This window comes from Actinomadura sp. 6N118, from assembly GCF_044326415.1.
GTDB lineage: Bacteria > Actinomycetota > Actinomycetes > Streptosporangiales > Streptosporangiaceae > Spirillospora.
This window is the reverse complement of the sequence record NZ_JBIRAZ010000046.1, coordinates 1-16,863: the sequence shown is the minus strand read 5'-3', so window position 1 is coordinate 16,863 and position 16,863 is coordinate 1. Positions and strand designations below refer to the sequence as shown.

At 69.2% G+C, this 16,863-nt stretch carries 16 protein-coding genes and 1 pseudogene; 8 read left to right on the top strand and 9 right to left on the bottom strand.

Annotated features, from left to right (window positions below; genetic code table 11):
* The first annotated feature begins 186 nt into the window (after nt 1-186).
* Both ACH34W_RS53760 and ACH34W_RS53755 read left to right on the top strand, forming a co-directional pair.
* Nucleotides 187-1,692 carry an aminotransferase class I/II-fold pyridoxal phosphate-dependent enzyme gene (locus ACH34W_RS53760; protein WP_395969052.1) on the top strand — a complete coding sequence of 502 codons (1,506 nt, stop codon included), beginning with the start codon at nt 187-189 and terminating at the stop codon, nt 1,690-1,692.
* A 49-nt stretch (nt 1,693-1,741) separates the two neighbouring features.
* On the top strand, nt 1,742-1,948 hold the full coding sequence (locus ACH34W_RS53755) for a DUF5302 domain-containing protein (protein WP_395969051.1): 207 nt from the start codon (nt 1,742-1,744) through the stop codon (nt 1,946-1,948).
* Between the two features lie 105 nt (nt 1,949-2,053).
* Here the strand turns inward: ACH34W_RS53755 and ACH34W_RS53750 are convergent, their stop codons facing one another.
* Nucleotides 2,054-2,692, bottom strand: coding sequence for a pyridoxamine 5'-phosphate oxidase family protein (locus ACH34W_RS53750; RefSeq protein WP_395969050.1), 639 nt, complete (start codon nt 2,690-2,692; stop codon nt 2,054-2,056).
* A gap of 26 nt (nt 2,693-2,718) precedes the next feature.
* Nucleotides 2,719-3,825, bottom strand: a complete 1,107-nt coding sequence (locus tag ACH34W_RS53745; protein WP_395969049.1) for an isoaspartyl peptidase/L-asparaginase family protein — start codon at nt 3,823-3,825, stop codon at nt 2,719-2,721.
* A 236-nt stretch (nt 3,826-4,061) separates the two neighbouring features.
* On the opposite strand from ACH34W_RS53745, the gene ACH34W_RS53740 reads away from it, so the two are divergent.
* Nucleotides 4,062-4,691, top strand: a complete 630-nt coding sequence (locus ACH34W_RS53740) for a TIGR03086 family metal-binding protein (RefSeq protein ID WP_395969048.1) — start codon at nt 4,062-4,064, stop codon at nt 4,689-4,691.
* Here ACH34W_RS53740 and ACH34W_RS53735 read toward each other — a convergent pair.
* From ACH34W_RS53735 to ACH34W_RS53725, 3 genes are all read right to left on the bottom strand, one after another.
* Complete coding sequence (locus tag ACH34W_RS53735) at nt 4,681-5,718, bottom strand: MBL fold metallo-hydrolase (RefSeq protein WP_395969047.1); 1,038 nt, start codon at nt 5,716-5,718, stop codon at nt 4,681-4,683. The two genes, ACH34W_RS53740 and ACH34W_RS53735, sit on opposite strands and share 11 nt — an antisense overlap.
* Nucleotides 5,719-5,793: 75 nt before the next feature.
* Nucleotides 5,794-6,678 carry a hypothetical protein gene (locus ACH34W_RS53730; protein WP_395969046.1) on the bottom strand — a complete coding sequence of 295 codons (885 nt, stop codon included), beginning with the start codon at nt 6,676-6,678 and terminating at the stop codon, nt 5,794-5,796.
* A 10-nt stretch (nt 6,679-6,688) separates the two neighbouring features.
* On the bottom strand, nt 6,689-7,237 hold the full coding sequence (locus tag ACH34W_RS53725; RefSeq protein WP_395969045.1) for a TetR/AcrR family transcriptional regulator: 549 nt from the start codon (nt 7,235-7,237) through the stop codon (nt 6,689-6,691).
* 82 nt (nt 7,238-7,319) lie between these two features.
* Between ACH34W_RS53725 and ACH34W_RS53720 the strand changes: the two genes are divergently transcribed.
* The 3 genes from ACH34W_RS53720 to ACH34W_RS53710 all read left to right on the top strand — a co-directional run bounded on the left by ACH34W_RS53720 (nt 7,320) and on the right by ACH34W_RS53710 (nt 10,533).
* Nucleotides 7,320-8,222 carry a TIGR03620 family F420-dependent LLM class oxidoreductase gene (locus ACH34W_RS53720; RefSeq protein ID WP_395969044.1) on the top strand — a complete coding sequence of 301 codons (903 nt, stop codon included), beginning with the start codon at nt 7,320-7,322 and terminating at the stop codon, nt 8,220-8,222.
* Nucleotides 8,223-8,288: 66 nt separating this feature from the next.
* Complete coding sequence (locus ACH34W_RS53715; RefSeq protein ID WP_395969043.1) at nt 8,289-10,181, top strand: S41 family peptidase; 1,893 nt, start codon at nt 8,289-8,291, stop codon at nt 10,179-10,181.
* 1 nt (nt 10,182) lies between these two features.
* Nucleotides 10,183-10,533 carry a hypothetical protein gene (locus ACH34W_RS53710; protein ID WP_395969042.1) on the top strand — a complete coding sequence of 117 codons (351 nt, stop codon included), beginning with the start codon at nt 10,183-10,185 and terminating at the stop codon, nt 10,531-10,533.
* A gap of 362 nt (nt 10,534-10,895) precedes the next feature.
* On the opposite strand, the gene ACH34W_RS53705 is transcribed toward ACH34W_RS53710, so the two are convergent.
* A complete protein-coding gene (locus ACH34W_RS53705; protein WP_395969041.1) occupies nt 10,896-11,333 on the bottom strand; it encodes a hypothetical protein in 438 nt (145 codons plus the stop codon).
* Nucleotides 11,334-12,719: 1,386 nt separating this feature from the next.
* Nucleotides 12,720-13,010 (bottom strand): hypothetical protein, encoded by a 291-nt coding sequence (locus ACH34W_RS53700; RefSeq protein ID WP_395969040.1) that lies wholly within the window; start codon nt 13,008-13,010, stop codon nt 12,720-12,722.
* A gap of 293 nt (nt 13,011-13,303) precedes the next feature.
* Here ACH34W_RS53700 and ACH34W_RS53695 point away from each other — a divergent pair, with 293 nt between their 5' ends.
* Together ACH34W_RS53695 and ACH34W_RS53690 are read left to right on the top strand one after the other, a co-directional pair.
* Complete coding sequence (locus ACH34W_RS53695) at nt 13,304-13,621, top strand: hypothetical protein (RefSeq protein ID WP_395969039.1); 318 nt, start codon at nt 13,304-13,306, stop codon at nt 13,619-13,621.
* 532 nt (nt 13,622-14,153) lie between these two features.
* Nucleotides 14,154-15,077 carry a hypothetical protein gene (locus ACH34W_RS53690; protein ID WP_395969038.1) on the top strand — a complete coding sequence of 308 codons (924 nt, stop codon included), beginning with the start codon at nt 14,154-14,156 and terminating at the stop codon, nt 15,075-15,077.
* Nucleotides 15,078-15,225: 148 nt separating this feature from the next.
* On the opposite strand, the gene ACH34W_RS53685 is transcribed toward ACH34W_RS53690, so the two are convergent.
* Complete coding sequence (locus ACH34W_RS53685) at nt 15,226-16,488, bottom strand: DUF222 domain-containing protein (RefSeq protein ID WP_395969037.1); 1,263 nt, start codon at nt 16,486-16,488, stop codon at nt 15,226-15,228.
* A gap of 232 nt (nt 16,489-16,720) precedes the next feature.
* Nucleotides 16,721-16,863: pseudogene (locus ACH34W_RS53680) on the bottom strand (IS110 family transposase); the annotation flags it as partial.

Genomic DNA, 16,863 nt, shown 5'->3' with positions numbered 1-16,863 from the left:
GGGGGATGCGCCGGTCCCGGGTCGGTTTCGGGACCGGCACACCACGCCTGCATCCGGTGGTCCCCCGACGGCCACCGAGGTCTGTCGCCTCGCTGTTTCCCCATGTGAGGGGATCGTTCCCAGTCGGCGTCGCCTAAACGGGCGGTGTTCTGGTGCGGGCCCGAACGAGTCGGCGAGGATGGCGGGATGAGCGGACATATGACACCGGACGAATTCCGCAGGTACGGCAAGCAGGTCATCGACTGGATCGCCGACTATCACGAGAAGATCGAGTCCTATCCGGTCCTGTCCCAGGTGCAGCCGGGGGAGGTGGCCGCGGGCCTGCCCGATCATCCTCCTGAGCAGGGTGAGGGCTTCGACACGTTGCTGGCCGACCTCGACCGGGTGATCATGCCGGGGATCACGCACTGGCAGCACCCGGACTTCTTCGCCTACTTCCCGTCGAACGTGAGCGGCCCCGCGATCCTGGGCGATCTCCTTTCGGCCGGGATCGGGATTCAGGGGATGTTGTGGGCGACCAGTCCGGCCTGCACCGAACTGGAGACGCGTGTGCTGGACTGGCTGGCGGAGCTCCTGGACCTGCCCGCCCGGTTCCGGAGTGACGGGCGCGGGCGCGACGGTGCCGGCACCGCGGGCGGCGGGGTGATCCAGGACTCGGCGTCCAGCGCCTGCCTGGTGGCGATCCTGGCTGCGCTCGAACGCGCGGGCGGCGGCACGGCCGCGAGGGAGGGGATCGCCCGGCGTCACACGCTCTATGTCAGCTCGCAGACGCATTCGTCGCTGGAGAAGGCGGCCCGGATCACGGGGATCGGGGCGGCGAACGTGCGGGTGGTGGACGTCGATCCGGTGACGCTGGCGATGGACCCGGCGCACCTGGACGCGCTGCTCGCGCAGGACGCGGCGGCGGGTGCGGTGCCGGTGCTGGTGTGCGCGACGGTCGGCACGACGTCCACGACGGCGATCGATCCCGTACCGGAGATCGGCGCGGTGTGCCGGGAGCATGGTGTCTGGCTGCATGTGGACGCCGCGTACGCGGGTGCGGCGGCGGTCTGCCCGGAGTTCAGGTGGATCAACGCGGGCCTGGAGGAGTACGCCGACTCGTACGCGACCAATCCCCACAAGTGGCTGCTCACCAACTTCGACTGCACGGCGCTCTGGGTGGCGGACCGGGAGCCCTTGATCGGCGCCCTGTCGATCCTGCCGGAGTACCTGCGCAACACCGCCACGACCTCGGGCGAGGTGATCGACTACCGGGACTGGCAGATCTCGCTGGGCCGCCGGTTCCGGGCGCTGAAGTTGTGGTCGGTCATCCGGTGGTACGGCGCGGAGGGGCTGCGCGAGCACATCCGGACCGGGGTCCGGCTCGCTCGGGAGCTGGCCGGCTGGATCCGCGACGACCCCGATTTCGAGCTGTTCGAGGACCCGAGGTTCGGCCTGGTGTGCTTCCGGCCCCGCTGGGAGGGGGTGCCGGACGAGGAGGCCGACACCGCCACGCTCGTGCTCATGGAACGGCTCAACGCCTCCGGGGACCTTTACCTGACCCACACCAAGGCTCGCGGGCGGGTCCTGCTGCGGCTGGCGATCGGCGGGCCTGCCACCGGGGACCGGCACGTACGGGCCGCCTGGGAGCGCATCAGGCAGGAATCCGGGCAGGTCCGGTTGGGCGATGGGGGCCCGGACATGCGAGGGTAGAGAGTGCTGGCATAGATTTTCTTCTTGGCATGAGAGCTGGAGGTCCGCAATGGCCGACTCGGCAGAGGATCGCGAGAACACCGAGGGCACCGAGGGCACCGAGGATGACGTGAAGCGCAAGTTCCGGGAGGCCCTGGAGCGCAAGCGCGGCGCGGCGGACCAGCACGCCAACGGCGGGGGCAAGAGCGGGTCGAAGGTGCGGGGCACTCACGGCCGCGCCGACCATCAGCGCCAGTTCCGCCGCAAGAGCGGCTGAACGGCTGAACGGTTCCAGAGAGCGGGGAGAGAACGCGACCCGGCTCCGGTAGGAGTGCGGCGATCCGGCGCGGGTGCGGCGATGCCGCGCCCGCGCCGGGTGCTTTCAGCCCGCGTACAGCTTTTTGTTGTAGTTGCCCTCGGAGTAGTAGGCCTCGAGTTCCTCGATGGTCTCCGTCGGCTTCTGGACTTCCTTGACCAGGCGGGCGTGGGAGGGCAGGTCGTCTGCGGTCCAGGTCTCCGGCTTCCAGAGCCCCGACCGCATGAACGCCTTGGCGCAGTGGAAGAAGATCTCCTCGACCTCCACGACGAGGGCCAGCTGGGGCCGGTGGCCCTTGACGACCATCTCGTCGAAGAAGGGCGCCTCCCGGACCAGGCGGGCCCGGCCGTTGATGCGCAGGGTCTCCCGCCGGCCGGGGATGAGGAAGATCAGCCCGGCGTGCGGGTTGACCAGGATGTTGCGGAATCCGTCCGCGCGCCGGTTGCCCGGGCGGTCGGGGATCGCGATGGTCGTGTCGTCGATGACGTGCGTGAAGCCCGCCGGGTCGCCCTTGGGCGAGACATCGCAGCGGCCCTCGAGGTCAGAGGTGGCGATCAGGCAGAACGGCGACGCGGCGAGCCATTCCCGGTCGCGGTCGTGGAGCCGCGCCCGCTCCTTGCTGACCGCCCGGGGCATCACCTCCCCGAGCAGTTCGCGCAGTTCGGCTTCGGACGTGACCTCGGTGAACTCCGCCGCGTGCGTCATCGCCGTCCCTCTCCTGGGGTGGATGGTCAGCTTGCCGGGGTCTCGTCATCGTACAGACGGGTCACGATCTTCCCGTCGCCGGTGACATAGCCGTTGATGATCCCCTTGGTGCTGTGCGGCGCGGCGAGATTGCCCCGCGGGTCGAGGGCGATGGCGCCGCCGGTCGCGCCGAGCGCGGGGATCTTCTGGGTGATGACCGTGGCGGCGGCCTTCTGCACCGGCATGCGGGCGTACTCCATGAGGGCCGAGATGTCGTACGCGGCGACGCCCCGGATGAAGACCTCGCCGGTGCCGGTGCAGGAGATCGCGACGGTGCGGTTGTTGGCGTACGTGCCGGCGCCGATGACGGGGGAGTCACCCACCCGGCCGACCTGCTTGTTGGTCAGACCGCCCGTCGAGGTCGCGGAGGCGACGTTGCGGGAGCCGTCCACGGCGATCGCGCCGACCGTCCCGCCGACCTCGCGGTCCTTGCTCGTGGGCTGCGCGCCGTTCTGGACCTTCGTGGTGCCCTTGGCGGCCATGAGGGAGTCCCAGCGGCGCTGCGTCCAGAAGTAGTCCTGCGTGGTGTACGGGACGCCGTTGCGGAGGGCGAAGTCGTCGGCGCCCTTGCCCGCCATGAACACGTGGGGAGACTTCTCCATCACCATCCGGGCGAGGGTGATCGGATTCTTGGTGTGGTGCACCCCGGCCACGGCGCCCGACTTGAGGTCCTTGCCGTTCATGATGGACGCGTCGAGTTCGTGCTCGGCGTCGGTGTTGAACACCGCGCCCTTGCCGGCGTTGAAGTTCGGGTCGTCCTCCAGGACGTTGACCGCCTTCTCGACCGCGTCGAGGACCGGCTTGCCGTCCTTGACCAGGGCGTAGCCGGTCTGCAGGGCCTTGGTGAGGCCGTCGCGGTACGCCTTCTCCTGCTCGGGGGTGATGCTGCCGCGCGGTATCGAGCCTGCGCCACCGTGCACGGCGAGGACGACGTTCCGGATGGTCGATGCCGGTGGGGCTTGTACGGAGGCCTGGGGCTGTACCGGGGCCTCGGTGGTGGTGGCGGCGCCGGCGGCGAACTGGGAGCCGGACAACCCGACGACCAGGGCGGCGAGACCGGCGGAGATCAGGAAGGAGCGCTTGGGAGTCGGCATTCGAACCTCCGTGTGCACGAGGCAGGGGGAAATGACCATGGTCGTCGTCCCCTCGGTGACCTCCGGCGACACCCGCAATTCCTGCCAAAGCTCCGACACGGGGTGGAGGTTCTCCCAGCTCCGCTCCCGCGTGATCTCCCGGCATCGAGGGCCTGTCTCCGATGACTTTCCGGTCGGTCGCGGGTCTCTATAGATGAAGGGAGGCCCCCGATGAAGACGACCGTGCGGCGCGGCCGATGAACGCGGCCGAGGCAGCGGCGCTGCAGAGCTACAGCGCAGGTTTGCTGGAAGGTGCGATCGGCTTCGCCTTGGAGGCGGTGGAGGACGTGACGACCGCGGCACTCGCCCGCCCGACGCCCTGCCGCGGCTGGAACCTGCGCATGTTGTTCCTGCACGTCAACGATTCGCTCGACGCCCTGTGCGAGGGCATCGACCGTGGCACCGTGATGTTGTTCCCAGACGGAGAGCCGGACGTGCCCGATACCGATCTGGTCGCCGCCTTCCAGGATCGTGCCCGCCGGCTGCTCGCCGCGTGGACCGGCGACGGCGGTCCCGGCCATGTGGTCACCGTCGCGGGCTGCCCGATGCGGGCGGGCGCGATGGCGAGCACCGGCGCCATGGAGATCGCGGTGCACGGCTGGGACGTCTCGCGCGCGTGCGGCAAGGACCGCCCGATCCCGCCGGAGCTCGCGCGGCACCTGCTGCGGGTCGCCCCGATGGTCGCCCGTGACGACGTCCGGCACGGGCTGTTCGCGCCGCCGGTCGCCGTGCCGCCGGAGGCCTCGCCGAGCGACCGGCTCGTCGGCTTCCTGGGGCGCGACCCGGGCTGGACGGGGCTCGCGGGGGACGGGGGGATCAGCCCTTGAGCGAGTAGCGGCGCACCCCGCCGGTCTCGGTCGCCTCCAGCACGCCCTGGTCGACCAGCACGTCGAGGTGGGCATCGATTTCGAGCACGGCCAGCATCTGGCTGAAGACGTCCAGGTCGTCGAGCTTCTTCTGCCGCCGCGTCCATGGCATGGAACGTGCCACCTCGAACGCGGTGGAGTGGCCGGAGCGCACCTGCCGGGCGGCGACGTCCAGCCGGGCCTCGTGGTGCCTGATCAGCTCGTCGACCCGGATGTGCACGCTGGGGGTGACCGGGCCGTGCGCGGGCAGCAACAGGGTGTCGGGCATGTCGCGGACGATCCGCAACGACTCCAGGTAGCTGCGTAGCGGCTTCGGCTCGGGCTCGGTCTCCAGGCCGATCGACGGCGTGATGTGCGGAAGCACGTGATCTCCGGCGAACAGCAGCCCCGCGCCGGCGTCGCGGAGCACGATGTGGCCGCGCGTGTGCCCGGGCGTCGCGAAGACGTCCAGGCCGCGCCGGGCCAGCGTGACGCACTCACCGTCGTCGAGCCAGGCGTCCGGCATGGTGTGCGGAATCTTGCGTTCCTCGGCGTTGACGCCGGCGGCGGCGACATGGTCCGCCACATCGGGCGCGCCGCAGCGGCGCAGCAGCTCGACCTGGCGGGGGTGGAGCCCCTTGGCGACGTCGAACGCCTGAAGGGAGGGCTGCTCGCCCCGGCCGATCCGGACCCGCGTGCCGAACGACTCCCGCAGGGCCAGCGCCTGGGAGTAGTGATCCCAGTGCGCGTGGGTGACCAGGAACTGCGTGACATCGTCCAGCCGGTGGCCGAGGAAGCGCAGGGCGTCCTTGAGGGCCGCGCGACTGTCGGGCATCGCCCAGCCCGAGTCCACGACGACGAGGCCGTCCGGGTCTTCGATCACGTACACGTTCACGGCGTGCAGCGACGGGATGGGCAGGGCGAGCGGGATGCGGTGCACGCCGGGGGCGACGGGATGGGCGCCTGGTTCGGTCCAGTCCGCCGGTTGCTCCATGACCGGTTCCGCCACCGTGGCCCCCTCAGTATTAGAACGTCGTTCGGGCAGAACCTACTGTATGTTTTGTTCCGTTTTGTAACGGGGGCCCTACATCTGGGCGGCTGCCGACTCGCGGCGGGCCTCCTCGGCCGCGCCCGCCGCCCGTTCATGGGCCCGCTCGGCCTTGTCGAGCTTGCGCTGAGCTGCCTCCTGGCGGGAGATCGCCTCGTCCAGCTCCCGCCGGAGCCCCGCCACCTCATCTGTGATCTTGTTCAGCTCGCGCTTGGCCCGGTTCAGCTCGTCCTTGCGCTGGGACAGGGCCTTCTCGGCCTCCCGCGCTAGCCGCCTGGCCTTTTCAGCGCGCCTCCGGGCGAGCTCGTCGGCCTCCGAGGCCTGTTCTGGTTCAGGCTCCGGCTCGGAGCGTCCGAAGGACCTCGCGGCCTTCGCTTTGGTCGCCTTCGCCGTTTTTACGCTCTTGGGATGCTCGGGGCGCTTCTGGGCAGGCACCGCCGGGAAGCCGAAACCGGCGGTGCCGAAGCCGCTGTGGCTGCGCGGCTGGGGGAGTCGTCCCTCCTGGACCTCCTCCGCCACGTCCTCGTCCACCGTGGCCGCCTGCAGGGTGTTCTCGACCTCCCGCACCGCCTGGTCACGCAGAGGATGCCCGGCCTCCCTCGCGAGCCGTCCGGCCGTCCGGACGAGCTGTGCGATCAGCTCGCTGCGCCGCTGCTCCAGCTCGCCGATATGTCCGCCGGAGGCCCAGGCGGCCCGCATGTCGGCACCGACCTCGAGCAGCTGCCCGAGCTCCTCTGCGGCTTCGCGGGACAGCCGATTGACCGCCCAGGCCGACACGGTCGGGCGGCGCAGGGCGCCGATCTCCTTGGCCAGCCCGGCGTCACCCGCCGCCTTGGCCTGCTGCGCGAGGTCCTTGCGCGTGGCCACGAACTCCGGCGGGGCGACCCCGTAAAGCTCGCGTGCGGCGCTGGAGAGATCCACGATGGGATCTCTACCCGCTGTGGAGCCCGTCCAGCACGACGGCGAGCAGCCGGTCCGCCTGGCCCTCGTCGGCTGTGGCTGCGGCCGAGGTGGCGAGGGCGATACCGGTGATCAGCCGGAGCAGATCGTCCGCGGTGAGATCGGCGCGCACGGAACCTTCCCGCTGGGCCCGGCCGAGCACCCCCGCGGCGGCGTCACGGATCACCTGGTGGCAGTCGAAGCCCAGGTCCGGCGGCTTCTCGATCATCAAGTAGCCGGTCAGGCCGTGGTCGGTGCGCGCGTGGCGGAGGAAGGCGCGCAGCCATGAGGAGAACGCCTCGTCGGGTGACGCCGAGCCGGCCAGCTCCTCCGCGCGTTCGCACAACGTCAGGACCCGGTCGCGCAGCACGGCCGTCAACAGCGACTCGCGGTTGGGGAAATGCCGGTAGAGCGTGCCGGACCCGACTCCGGCCCGCCGGGCGATCTCGTTCAGCGACGCGTCCGGGCCCTCCCTGGCGAACGTCTCCCGCGCGGCTGTGACGAGCCGGTCGCGGTTCCGGCGCGCGTCGGCTCTCTGCATGCACCCATCCTAGCCAAACGGAGAGGTTCTCCGTATAGTCCCGGAGCGAACCGGAGAACCTCTCCGGAAAAGGGAGTACGCAATGACGATCAACGACCTCGGCCAGGTCGGCCTCTGGACCTTCACGTTCGAGGCGCAGCCCGCCACGCGGGTGCGCGAGGCCGCCGCCGAACTCGAAGAGCTGGGCTACGGGGCGCTCTGGTTCGGCGAGGGGCTGGGCAGGGACACCGTCAGCCAGGCGTGGCTGCTGCTGTCGGCCACACAGCGGATCGTGGTCGCATCCGGGATCGCGAACGTGGCGTACCGGGATCCGATCGCGATGGCTGCCGCGGAACGCGCACTGGGCGAGGCGTTCCCGGGCCGCTACATCCTGGGCCTCGGCGGTCAGCGGGTGGACGCCGTGAGCGGTGTCTTCGACGGCTACCCGATGCCGCCGGTCGGCCGCCCGGTGCCGATGATGTGCGGCTACCTGGACTCGATGGACGCCGTGCCCGCGCACGGCCCGAGGCCCGACCCGGCACCCCGCCGCGTTCTGGCGGCGCTCGGCCCGAAGATGCTCGAACTGGCCGCCGAACGCACCTGGGGCGCGCACCCGTACTTCGTGCCCGTTGAGCACACCGTCCGGGCCAGGGAGACCGTGGGACCGGACGCCTTCCTCGGAGTCGAGCAGGCCGTCGTCCTCGACACCGACCTCGGCCGTGCCCGCGAGGTGGCCCGGGCCCACGTGACGGGCTACGTCGAGGCCGCTCCGCACCAGGAGGCGAACATGCGGCGCCTCGGCTTCGGGGACGCCGACCTCGTCGGTGGCGCCAGTGACCGGCTGGTGGACGCGATCGTCGCGTACGGAGACACCGACACGATCCGCAAGCGCGTTCAGGATCACTTGAACGCCGGCGCCGACCACGTCTGCCTCCAGGTCATCACCGCCGACCCCTCGGCGCTGCCGATGAAGGAGTGGCGCGAACTGGCCACCGCCTTGTTGTGACCACCCCATGACAAGGGGTGGCCGTTCGTTCAGAGTGAGGTTCCGGGGCGAAGGACGGGGTGGGTCATGACTGAGGCGAGCGCGACGACGCTGCCGGATTTCCTCAAGGCGAACGAGATCGGCCGGCTGACGGTGGACGACCGGCGGCTGATCGTGCGGCAGGCACTGCTGATCCTTGAGCAGAACTACGCGCTGCTGCCGTTCAAGGCGGCGCGGTACGGGATCAACCCCGTGCAACGCCTGCGCCTGATGCAGGCAAGGCTGGGCCGTCCAGGGGACCAGGAACCGGAGTGGCGCTTCCACGCCGAGCTGGTCGACATCTTCAACTCGCTGCGCGACCTGCACACCCGCTACGTTCTGCCGCGGCCCTTCAGCGACGCCGTCGCCCGCCTGCCGTTCCTGCTCAAGGAGTTCACGGAGGACGGGCGGCGGCGCTACCTGGTGGGGCGGCGGATCGCGAACGAGCCGGAGCTCCCGCACGACACCTTCCGGTTCGGCGTGGAGATCACGCACTGGAACGGAGTGCCGATCGAACGGGCCGTCGAGCGCCATGCCGAGCGGTTCCCCGGCGCGAATCCCGAGGCCCGGCACGCCCGCGCGGTGGAGAGATTCACGGTGCGCTCGCTCGGCTTCGGCCCGCCGCCGGACGAGGACTGGGTGACCGTCCGGTACCTCCACGATGGCCAGCCGCAGTCAGTCAATCTGATCTGGGACGTCAGCTCGATCGTCCCCGAGTCGGCCGATCTCGGCGGCCAGCTGGAGACACCACTCGCCTACGACGTCGAAGGCATGCGCATCGCCCGGACGCGCACCCGGCTGTTCGCGCCGGAGTTCCTCGCCGCCGAGGAATCGGGCGAGCCGGTCGACCCCGGCCCCGAGGGCGTCACCGTCTCCCCGGAGATGGCGACCGTGTTCGAGGCACGCCGCGTGACCGCAGGGGGACGGGTGTTCGGCCACCTGCGCATCCGGTCGTTCTCCTTGCCGCCAAGCGGGATCGAGGGATTCGTCCGGGAATTCATCCGGCTGCTCGGCGAACTACCGCAGGACGGACTCGTCGTCGACATCCGCGGCAACCCAGGCGGGGCGATCGTCGCCTCCGAGCTATGCCTGCAGGCGCTCACGGCCAAGGCGATCGAGCCCGAACCCGCCCAGTTCACCGCCACCCTGCTCAACCTGCGTATCTGCCGGGCCAACGACATCATGGCGTCGTGGCTGCCGTCGATGGAGCAAGCCCTCGAAACGGGTGCCCCCTACTCCGCGGCCATCCCGTTCACTCCAGCAGAGCTACTCGCCCAAGTGCCCCAGTCGTACTTCGGCCCGATCGTCCTCCTGACCGATGCCCGCTGCTACTCGGCGGCCGACATCTTCGCCGCCGGGTTCCAGGACAACCGCATAGGCCTGGTGCTCGGAGTCGACGGCAACACCGGCGCGGGCGGCGGCAACGTCTGGCGGACAGCCAACCTGCTCGGCTCACTCCCCGCGGCCGACGACTTCCCCTTCCGCCCGCTGCCCGGCGGCGCCGACCTGTCGTTCGTCATCCGCCGCCTCCTCCGCGTCGGACCGAACGCGGGCACGCCGCTGGAGGACTACGGCGTGATCCCCGACGAACGCCACGTCACGACCCGCAAGGACATCACGAACAGCGACGCAGACCTGATGACCACCGCAGCCACCCTGCTGGGCAAGGGCGTACCCCGCCGCCTAGACGCCGAACTGTCCGAGGTGAACAGCGAACTGACCGTCACGTTCGGCGTCCTGGGCATCGACCGGGCCGACGTCATCGTGGACGGCAGGCCGCGCGTCACCGTCGACCTAGGCGGCAACCCGGCGCCGGTCCCGGTCCCGGGCGCCGGAACCCCACACACGGTCCGGATCGAGGGCTACGACGGCCAGGCCCTGGTCGCCGTCCGGACGTTCGTACGCACGGCAACGGGCCTGCAGTTGCGAACGACCTTCTGAGATGGCCGACAACATCAGGCTGCACGTGAGCGGCACACCCGACCAGGCCCGCACCGTGATCGAGCAGGTCCTCCAAGCCGACGGTTTCCGCTTCACCTGGGAAGGCCCCGGAAAAGCGGTGGTCGAGCGCGGCAGCCGCAAGAAGGCCCTGTGGCTCGGCGTGCTCGCCCTCCACTACAAGTACGTCCTCCTGATGTACCCGCAGGAAGGCAGCGTGGTGATCGACCTCGCCCTGGGAACGACCGGCATGCACGGCGGCGCCATCGGCATGGTCAAGATCCGCAACAAGCTCGACGAGATCGAGCACAGCCTCAAAGCCGCCTTCCACTCAGCAGGCACCCTCATCACCTGACCGTCCAGCTCGCACCAGACCGGTTCGCAGCACAGACAACTTGATCATTTGACAGATCACGAAGCACGGCCTGGGCGTCAATGTGACCGTACATCCGGCGGTGGGAGAAAGGGCTTTGCCGAGCTTCGCGCGAGTGTCCGTCGCGGCTGGTCTCTGCCAGCGTTCCTGTTTGCGGTTGCCGGGGTTTGGTGGGTTCGGCAGCAGCGGCTCGATGCGCTCCCGGAGACTGTCGGGCACGTCCACGGGGGCTGCTCACCCTACGCGCACCCCCATGGCACGCCTGCCATCACCATGCGTCGCGCTAGGACGCACATTTTGTTATCGCTTCCCTTCTGGCCGGCGATGGCCAGCCGCGTTCCGGTTCAGGCCCGCTCGAAGGTGAGGTCGAAGTCCTTCCGCCAGGTCTTGCCCTCGTCCTCGGATGCCTCCCAACGTCCGAGGATGCGATCCTTCTCGACGTCGGCTACGAAGCGCTGGTGGAGGTCCGGGTCCTCGCGGGTCATGGTCCAGTGCCCGCCGTCGAAGGTCATGGCGTACTGGCGGCATACACCGCGGTCGTCTTGGTAGAGCGCGACGTAGGCGTCGTTCGGGTCGCTGCGTCCGATGACGATGGTCATCTCGGAGTGGTCTGTGCGTTCGCCGAGCTCCGTCCGCACGACCAGGAAGGACTCCCCGAGCAGCTCGACGGTGGTCTTGCCCGGCACCTTGATGCCCGGCGGTTCGATGAACCAGGCGTCCGACATCGTTGTCGTCCACTCGCCGACGAGCCCGTCGAGCTTTTCGAGTTCGATATTGCGCATCGTTTCTCCGATCGGTTCGACCCGCGACGCGATCACCGATCGCTCGCGAAGGCAACGCCTCGCCTGTTGAGCATTCTCCTAGGACCCTAGCCGCGCTGCGCGCGGGAGGGTTGTGCCACTGCATCCCGGTCACGCTCACGGTCGCAGCCGCGCAGGGTCTGCGAGCTCGGCAGCGGTCCGCCTTCGCGTGGCCGTCTCCCGGCTGCGGCTGGGGTCAGGGCTCAGGCGCATCGGCGAGATGTGTGAGGGGCACAGCAGCGTGCCGAAGTGACTGTTCGCCGGACGCTGGTGAAGGGCTTTGCCGCGCCGGGTGCCTGGTGGTGGTGTATTCCGGCCAGGTTCGTACCGCGGCGGTGGGTGTGGCATGGACGTGATCGATGCGGTGTGGCGCACGTCGGCGCGCAGCGCAGACAATGAACCGTATTGCTCACCCTGTGGCGCCGCCGGTCACCCGTGGCGGCGAGGGTGAGCTAGGGCAAGGCACCGCGCCAGCGTGACGCCGGTGGGCAGTGATGGAAAGACCTGGCCGCGCTATGCGCCGGGAGCTTGTGCTGCTGCATCCGGCCATGGTTATGGCTGCAGCTGCCTAAGGTCTGCGAGCTCGGCATCAGTTATCCCTTGTGTGCGGGCCGCTTCCCCGCCTGCGGGTTACCGCTGGGCTGGTCCTCAGAGATCGGCGGCGAGGTGGGCGAGGGGTAGGGCTGGGCACTGCCGTGGCCGCGCATCTGGTGGAGGGAAGAGCCTTGCCGCGCCGCGCGCGGAGATGGCTGCTGCGTCCCGGCCATGTTGATGCCCGTAGTGACCTAAGGTCTGCGAGCCCGGCGTGAATGCCCCTTGTGCGGCCGTCGCTCGGCTGCGGGTTAACGCTGGGCTGATGTTCAGACTCGGCAGCGGGGTGAGCGGGAGGTGGAGCGATGTGCCGACGTGACTGCGCGTCTGCTGGTGGGGGAAGGGTCTTGGTGCGTTGCGCGGGGAGGTTGGTGCTGTCACATGCTGGCAATGCTCATGGCTGTGGCGGCCGAGTTTCTGTGAGCTCGGCATCGGGCCGTCCCTTTTGATGCGGCCGGTCGCCCGCCTGCAGGTCAACCCCGGGACTGGGGGCTCAATCTTGGCAGCGAGGCGAGCGGAGGGAAGGGCTGGTGGCGGGGCTGCGGACTGGGGCGGGATGGGTGCTAAGGCTGCCCGACGGTGACTGCGGACATGCTGAAGGGTGCAGCTCGTTCTGAGGGACCCGCTGAGCTGGACGGACGGTCACTGAAACGCTCTGCACCGATCGAACTCACAGGTCGGCGTCGGTGATGATCCGGTGCATCAGGGTGGGCGGCAGCGCGGAGTTGGCAGCGGCGTCGTCGGCGACCTCTGGGTCGGGATCGGAGAGCAGCCGTTTCAACAGCTCATTGGTGATGTTGGGATGGCGGGCGGCCCCGCGCGGCGTAGGAAGGGTTCTGATGCGGCGGCCAGGCGCTGGAGGGTTGTCACGGGTAGTTCGGGATCTCGCAGGGCAAGGTACTGCACGCGCGGGTCAGGTTCGTCGACGAACGTGCGCAGCCGGTGACGGGGAAAGTTGGGGTGCTCGACAAGGAGCGGTTCGATGTGGAGTACGTCGCCGTGAGCGCGCACCAGCCGTTCCAGGACTTCGGGAGGCGTGTCCGAACGGCGTGCGGCGGCACGGCGCACCGAGATGGCCGGGTCGTTGTCAAGCCGCCGCCAGGCCTCCTCGGGGAGGTCCCTGCGGGAGGCCAGAGAAACACCTCGTGCGGGCAGTCCAGGTAGGTCAGCCGCTCCTTGAGTGACAGTTCGCGCACCCAGTGCGGCTCGGCGAAATTCCAATCCAGCGCCACGCTGGCCGCGACGCTGCCGTCAGCCCGTTCGGTTTCCACCAGCGCGAACAGCCGGTTCCTGGTTTCGGCGGCAACGTGGCGGCTCAGCGCCACCGCCACCCGCACGATCGGATCGTCGACGCTTAGCAGTTGGACGACCATCTCAGCGGACAAGTGCGGGTTGTGGGCAACCGCCTGGTGGACCTCCTGATCCTCGATCCGCATGAGCTCGGCGAACTGGTCCATCGTCAACGGCATGTAGCGCGCCACGTCGGCGCGCATGGACGGATCGGCGATACAACGATCCGCCCATCGCGGGGGGATGCCCGGTTGTTCGCGCTCGGTAGCGGCCGCACGGACCCGCGGCTCCGGGTCAGCCAGCAGTGCCTCCTGCACGGCGACCGGTCTGTCGTGCCAGGTGCGCGCGATGGCAGCGCGCAGGGCGGGGTCCGGAGCGCCGGCCAGTGACGTCCGAGATCGACCGTAGGCCTCCTCCAGATCATCCATGCCGATCGTCACTTGGCGGTTCACGCAAGAGCGGACGAAATCCGCGTGGGCTCCACGGATCGCCGACTCGGGATGGTCGGCAATCTTTCGGCGCATCGCCGGGGACACTCGATCGCCGTGAAGGAGCGTCGCCGCGTTCTTGCCTCTGTGTGTCAAAAGGGCCTCGACGACGGCATCAGCGAGCCTTCCCTGACGCATTGATATCCCGTGCCTGCCAGCCGCATGCGCGGCCAGCCGCACCAGAATCCCTTCAGGGGCCGCCGGGTTGCGCCCCAACCCGGACAGCCGCGGATGAGCAAGGCTGGTCATGCGGCCAAGATAATCGGGTCCCTCCACGCCTGGTCCACGACGAAGGCCGATCACGCGATCAAACAGCCCTAGCTGCAACCCCCAGCTCAAAAATTCACCGCCTTCGAGTCGCGCCCAAGGGCCGCTATCGGACGCCGAGAAACCGGGTTTTGGCTCGTGCAGACCGCCGGTTACCCTCACGACCATGGTTGACCAGGGGCCGGCGGCCATGGCGGAAGGGCGGCCGACCACGGCTCGGCTGCAGAGCGTGCTGAACCGCGCCGCACGGGTCGTGCTCGTCGAGGGATCACCGGACCAGGTCGACTCCGCCGACCTGGCACGGACGGTGGTGACCGGGGCCGACATCGCCGACCTGGCTGGGCTGCTGGCCATTGTGGACGGCGGAACCGGTGACAGGTGCTTGTGCGCTGGGTGGCCGACGATCCTCGTTCACGATGTGCACGACGAGCTGATTGCCTGCTGGACGCTGCACCACCAGGACAGCATCCGCGGTGTCGGTGACTGCGACGCCGACCTGCGCGACGGTCCGGCGCTCACCGCCTGGCTGGCCGAGCGAGGCCTGACCGGATCTCAACAAGCCAAGGCGGAACTGGCGGCCCAGGACACCCGGGACCAACAGCGCCGGATGCGCTGGATGCAAGGCGCGCCACCGGGACTGACCGAGGCTGCCCGGGCCGTGGCACTTCGCCCGGAAGATGACCCGGTGGCCTGGTCGCACCGGATCCAGGCGGCCGAAGTCCATTTGGCGGCTCTCACGCGCCGCCGCTATCCCGACGGGATCGAACGCATCCGTGCCCTGCTGGCATGGGCAGGGCTCCCCGCTCGGGAACCCGGTGGCCTGTACTGGTACGACCTGGCAGTGCAGCGGCTGCTTCTGGCTGAACCCGCCGATCTCATCTTTGCCGCGCTCACTGCACAGCCCCCCAGCCCGGCCCAGCTCGACGGAGCGGCCGACCTGTTCGGCTGCCTGGAGTGGACCACCGCGCACGGCACGCATCTGCCCCCGTCACTGACGTCGATGCTGGTCGCGCACATCCAAGCCGACGGCACCGGCCCCATGAGGACACGGCTTGAATGGGGCTACTACGGCGCCGAACGGTCTGCCTGACGGGCCCAGCTCGGTCTAGGGGCCCACTGAGCTGGGCAGACTGGCCCTGCAGAAAAGCTGCACCCCATGCTAGTAGCGGGGGGTGGGGGCGTGCCTGTAGGCCCGGCACTGGGTCCGCGCCGGGCTGCAGGCTGGGGTGTGGGGGTGGTCAGGCCGCGTGGTCGTGCCAGGGATTGTCGGCCTGATCGACAGGTCTGCCGCGTCTGGATCTGGTGGTCCCGTCGGGTGGCAGTGCCCGATACCGGTAGCGGCCATCCTCGGTGGTGGTGATGTGTATCTGGTGGGGGTGGGTGTGTTTCCAGCGGTTGTGCCAGCCGCAGCACAACGCCAGCTTGTCGATGTCGGTGGGGCTGTTGCCCAGCGCCCACCCATCGACATGATCGACCTCGCACAACAACCCCGGCACCTCACAGCCCTGCACCGCACAGGTGTCATACAAGGTCTCCAGCACCCGGCGTTGCCCGGCGGTGGCGATCCGCACCGCATGCCCCAGATACAGCGGGACGTGGTCGGGGCTGAGGATCAGTGGGGAGATTCCGGCGTTGAGGGCGATGCGCCGCACCTGCGCCGCCGGGATCGGCGTGCCGTCACGCAGCCGCCCAGGCCGGTCATCGCCGGTCAGGGTCTGCAGGTCGGCGATGACAGTGACCCGGGTGTCCCTGTGCCCGCCCGCCAGGACGGTGGATAGGGCGGCGGCGGTGCGTTCGGCCAGGTCGCGGCGGTCGTCGGTGCCGGCGGGTTTGGCCAAGGGCGCGAGGGTGCCGTCCAGGATGGCGGTGTCTTCGGGGTTGAGCCACCCGTGCAGGTAGCAGCCGCCATCCAGCGACCGGCTGACGGTCATCCACGACCGCTGATACCCCCGCTGCGCGTCCTCGGGCGGCTTGTCTTCCCCGGTGAGTTCGGCGACCAGGTCATGCACTTTGCGGCCCAGCCGCGCCAGGTTCCGCGCCGACACCCCGCCAGCCACCGCCTCCAGCAGGATGCCTTCGGCGGCCGTACAGTCGTCATCGTTGAGGCGTTGTACGGCGTCGGCGATGGTGGCGGCGTACCCGTAGGACAGGTCGCCGGTGGCCAGTTGCTGGTTTACCTGCTGCAGGCGGGGGAGTTGGCGGGCCAGGGTGAGGCGTTCTTGGGCGCGGCCCTCGCGCATGCCCAGCCGGCACCGCAACCACGCCTGAGTGGACGCCAGACCCCAGTGCTTGGGCTCGCCGGTCCGGTCCACCACCGCGATCAACCCCGCCAGTGCATGCTCGCCCTGATCCAGCGCGGCGGCGAACCGTTCGGCCAACTCCATGCACACCGGACCCGACTCCGGCGCCGCACGCTGGGCGAGTTGCGCGTTGATCGCGGCGGCCGCTTCCACCAAGTCAGCGGTGGAAGCGGAGTCTAGTCCCGCCACGATCGAATCCATGCTGTTATTGTATCGCCACGTTCGGTGATGTGGTGGCGGAATTGAGTGACATTAATGTCCGTGTCTGGACACCCCCTCTTGTTGGTGGGCTGGGTGGGATGTCATCCCACGGCTGTCGGTGGTCAAGGGCGGGTGAATCGGAGATTAAGTCGGCTGGGAAAAGGTGACGGTTGAGCGGTGCCGAAATGACCCGCTGTGCTTCCGTGCAGCAGTTCGCGCCTTGCTGATGCTCCTATGTTGTCAATGGATTTGGGGTTGTGAGGATGTGGTAGATCTCGCGGGCGACATAGCGTTTGAGGCAGCGGATGATTTCTTTCTTGGACAGGCCGTCTTTGGTGCGCCGTTGCACGTAATCGCGGGTGCGGGGATCGCGGG

Excerpts from the sequence above, each read along its gene's own strand:
- ACH34W_RS53715 (WP_395969043.1), top strand. The coding sequence starts at position 8,289 with ATGACTGAGGCGAGCGCGACGACGCTGCCGGATTTCCTCAAGGCGAAC.
- ACH34W_RS53755 (WP_395969051.1), top strand. The coding sequence starts at position 1,742 with ATGGCCGACTCGGCAGAGGATCGCGAGAACACCGAGGGCACCGAGGGC.
- ACH34W_RS53690 (WP_395969038.1), top strand. The coding sequence starts at position 14,154 with ATGGTTGACCAGGGGCCGGCGGCCATGGCGGAAGGGCGGCCGACCACG.
- ACH34W_RS53750 (WP_395969050.1), bottom strand. The coding sequence starts at position 2,692 with ATGACGCACGCGGCGGAGTTCACCGAGGTCACGTCCGAAGCCGAACTG.
- ACH34W_RS53760 (WP_395969052.1), top strand. The coding sequence starts at position 187 with ATGAGCGGACATATGACACCGGACGAATTCCGCAGGTACGGCAAGCAG.
- ACH34W_RS53685 (WP_395969037.1), bottom strand. The coding sequence starts at position 16,488 with ATGGATTCGATCGTGGCGGGACTAGACTCCGCTTCCACCGCTGACTTG.
- ACH34W_RS53740 (WP_395969048.1), top strand. The coding sequence starts at position 4,062 with ATGAACGCGGCCGAGGCAGCGGCGCTGCAGAGCTACAGCGCAGGTTTG.
- ACH34W_RS53725 (WP_395969045.1), bottom strand. The coding sequence starts at position 7,237 with ATGCAGAGAGCCGACGCGCGCCGGAACCGCGACCGGCTCGTCACAGCC.
- ACH34W_RS53745 (WP_395969049.1), bottom strand. The coding sequence starts at position 3,825 with ATGCCGACTCCCAAGCGCTCCTTCCTGATCTCCGCCGGTCTCGCCGCC.
- ACH34W_RS53720 (WP_395969044.1), top strand. The coding sequence starts at position 7,320 with ATGACGATCAACGACCTCGGCCAGGTCGGCCTCTGGACCTTCACGTTC.
- ACH34W_RS53705 (WP_395969041.1), bottom strand. The coding sequence starts at position 11,333 with ATGCGCAATATCGAACTCGAAAAGCTCGACGGGCTCGTCGGCGAGTGG.
- ACH34W_RS53710 (WP_395969042.1), top strand. The coding sequence starts at position 10,183 with ATGGCCGACAACATCAGGCTGCACGTGAGCGGCACACCCGACCAGGCC.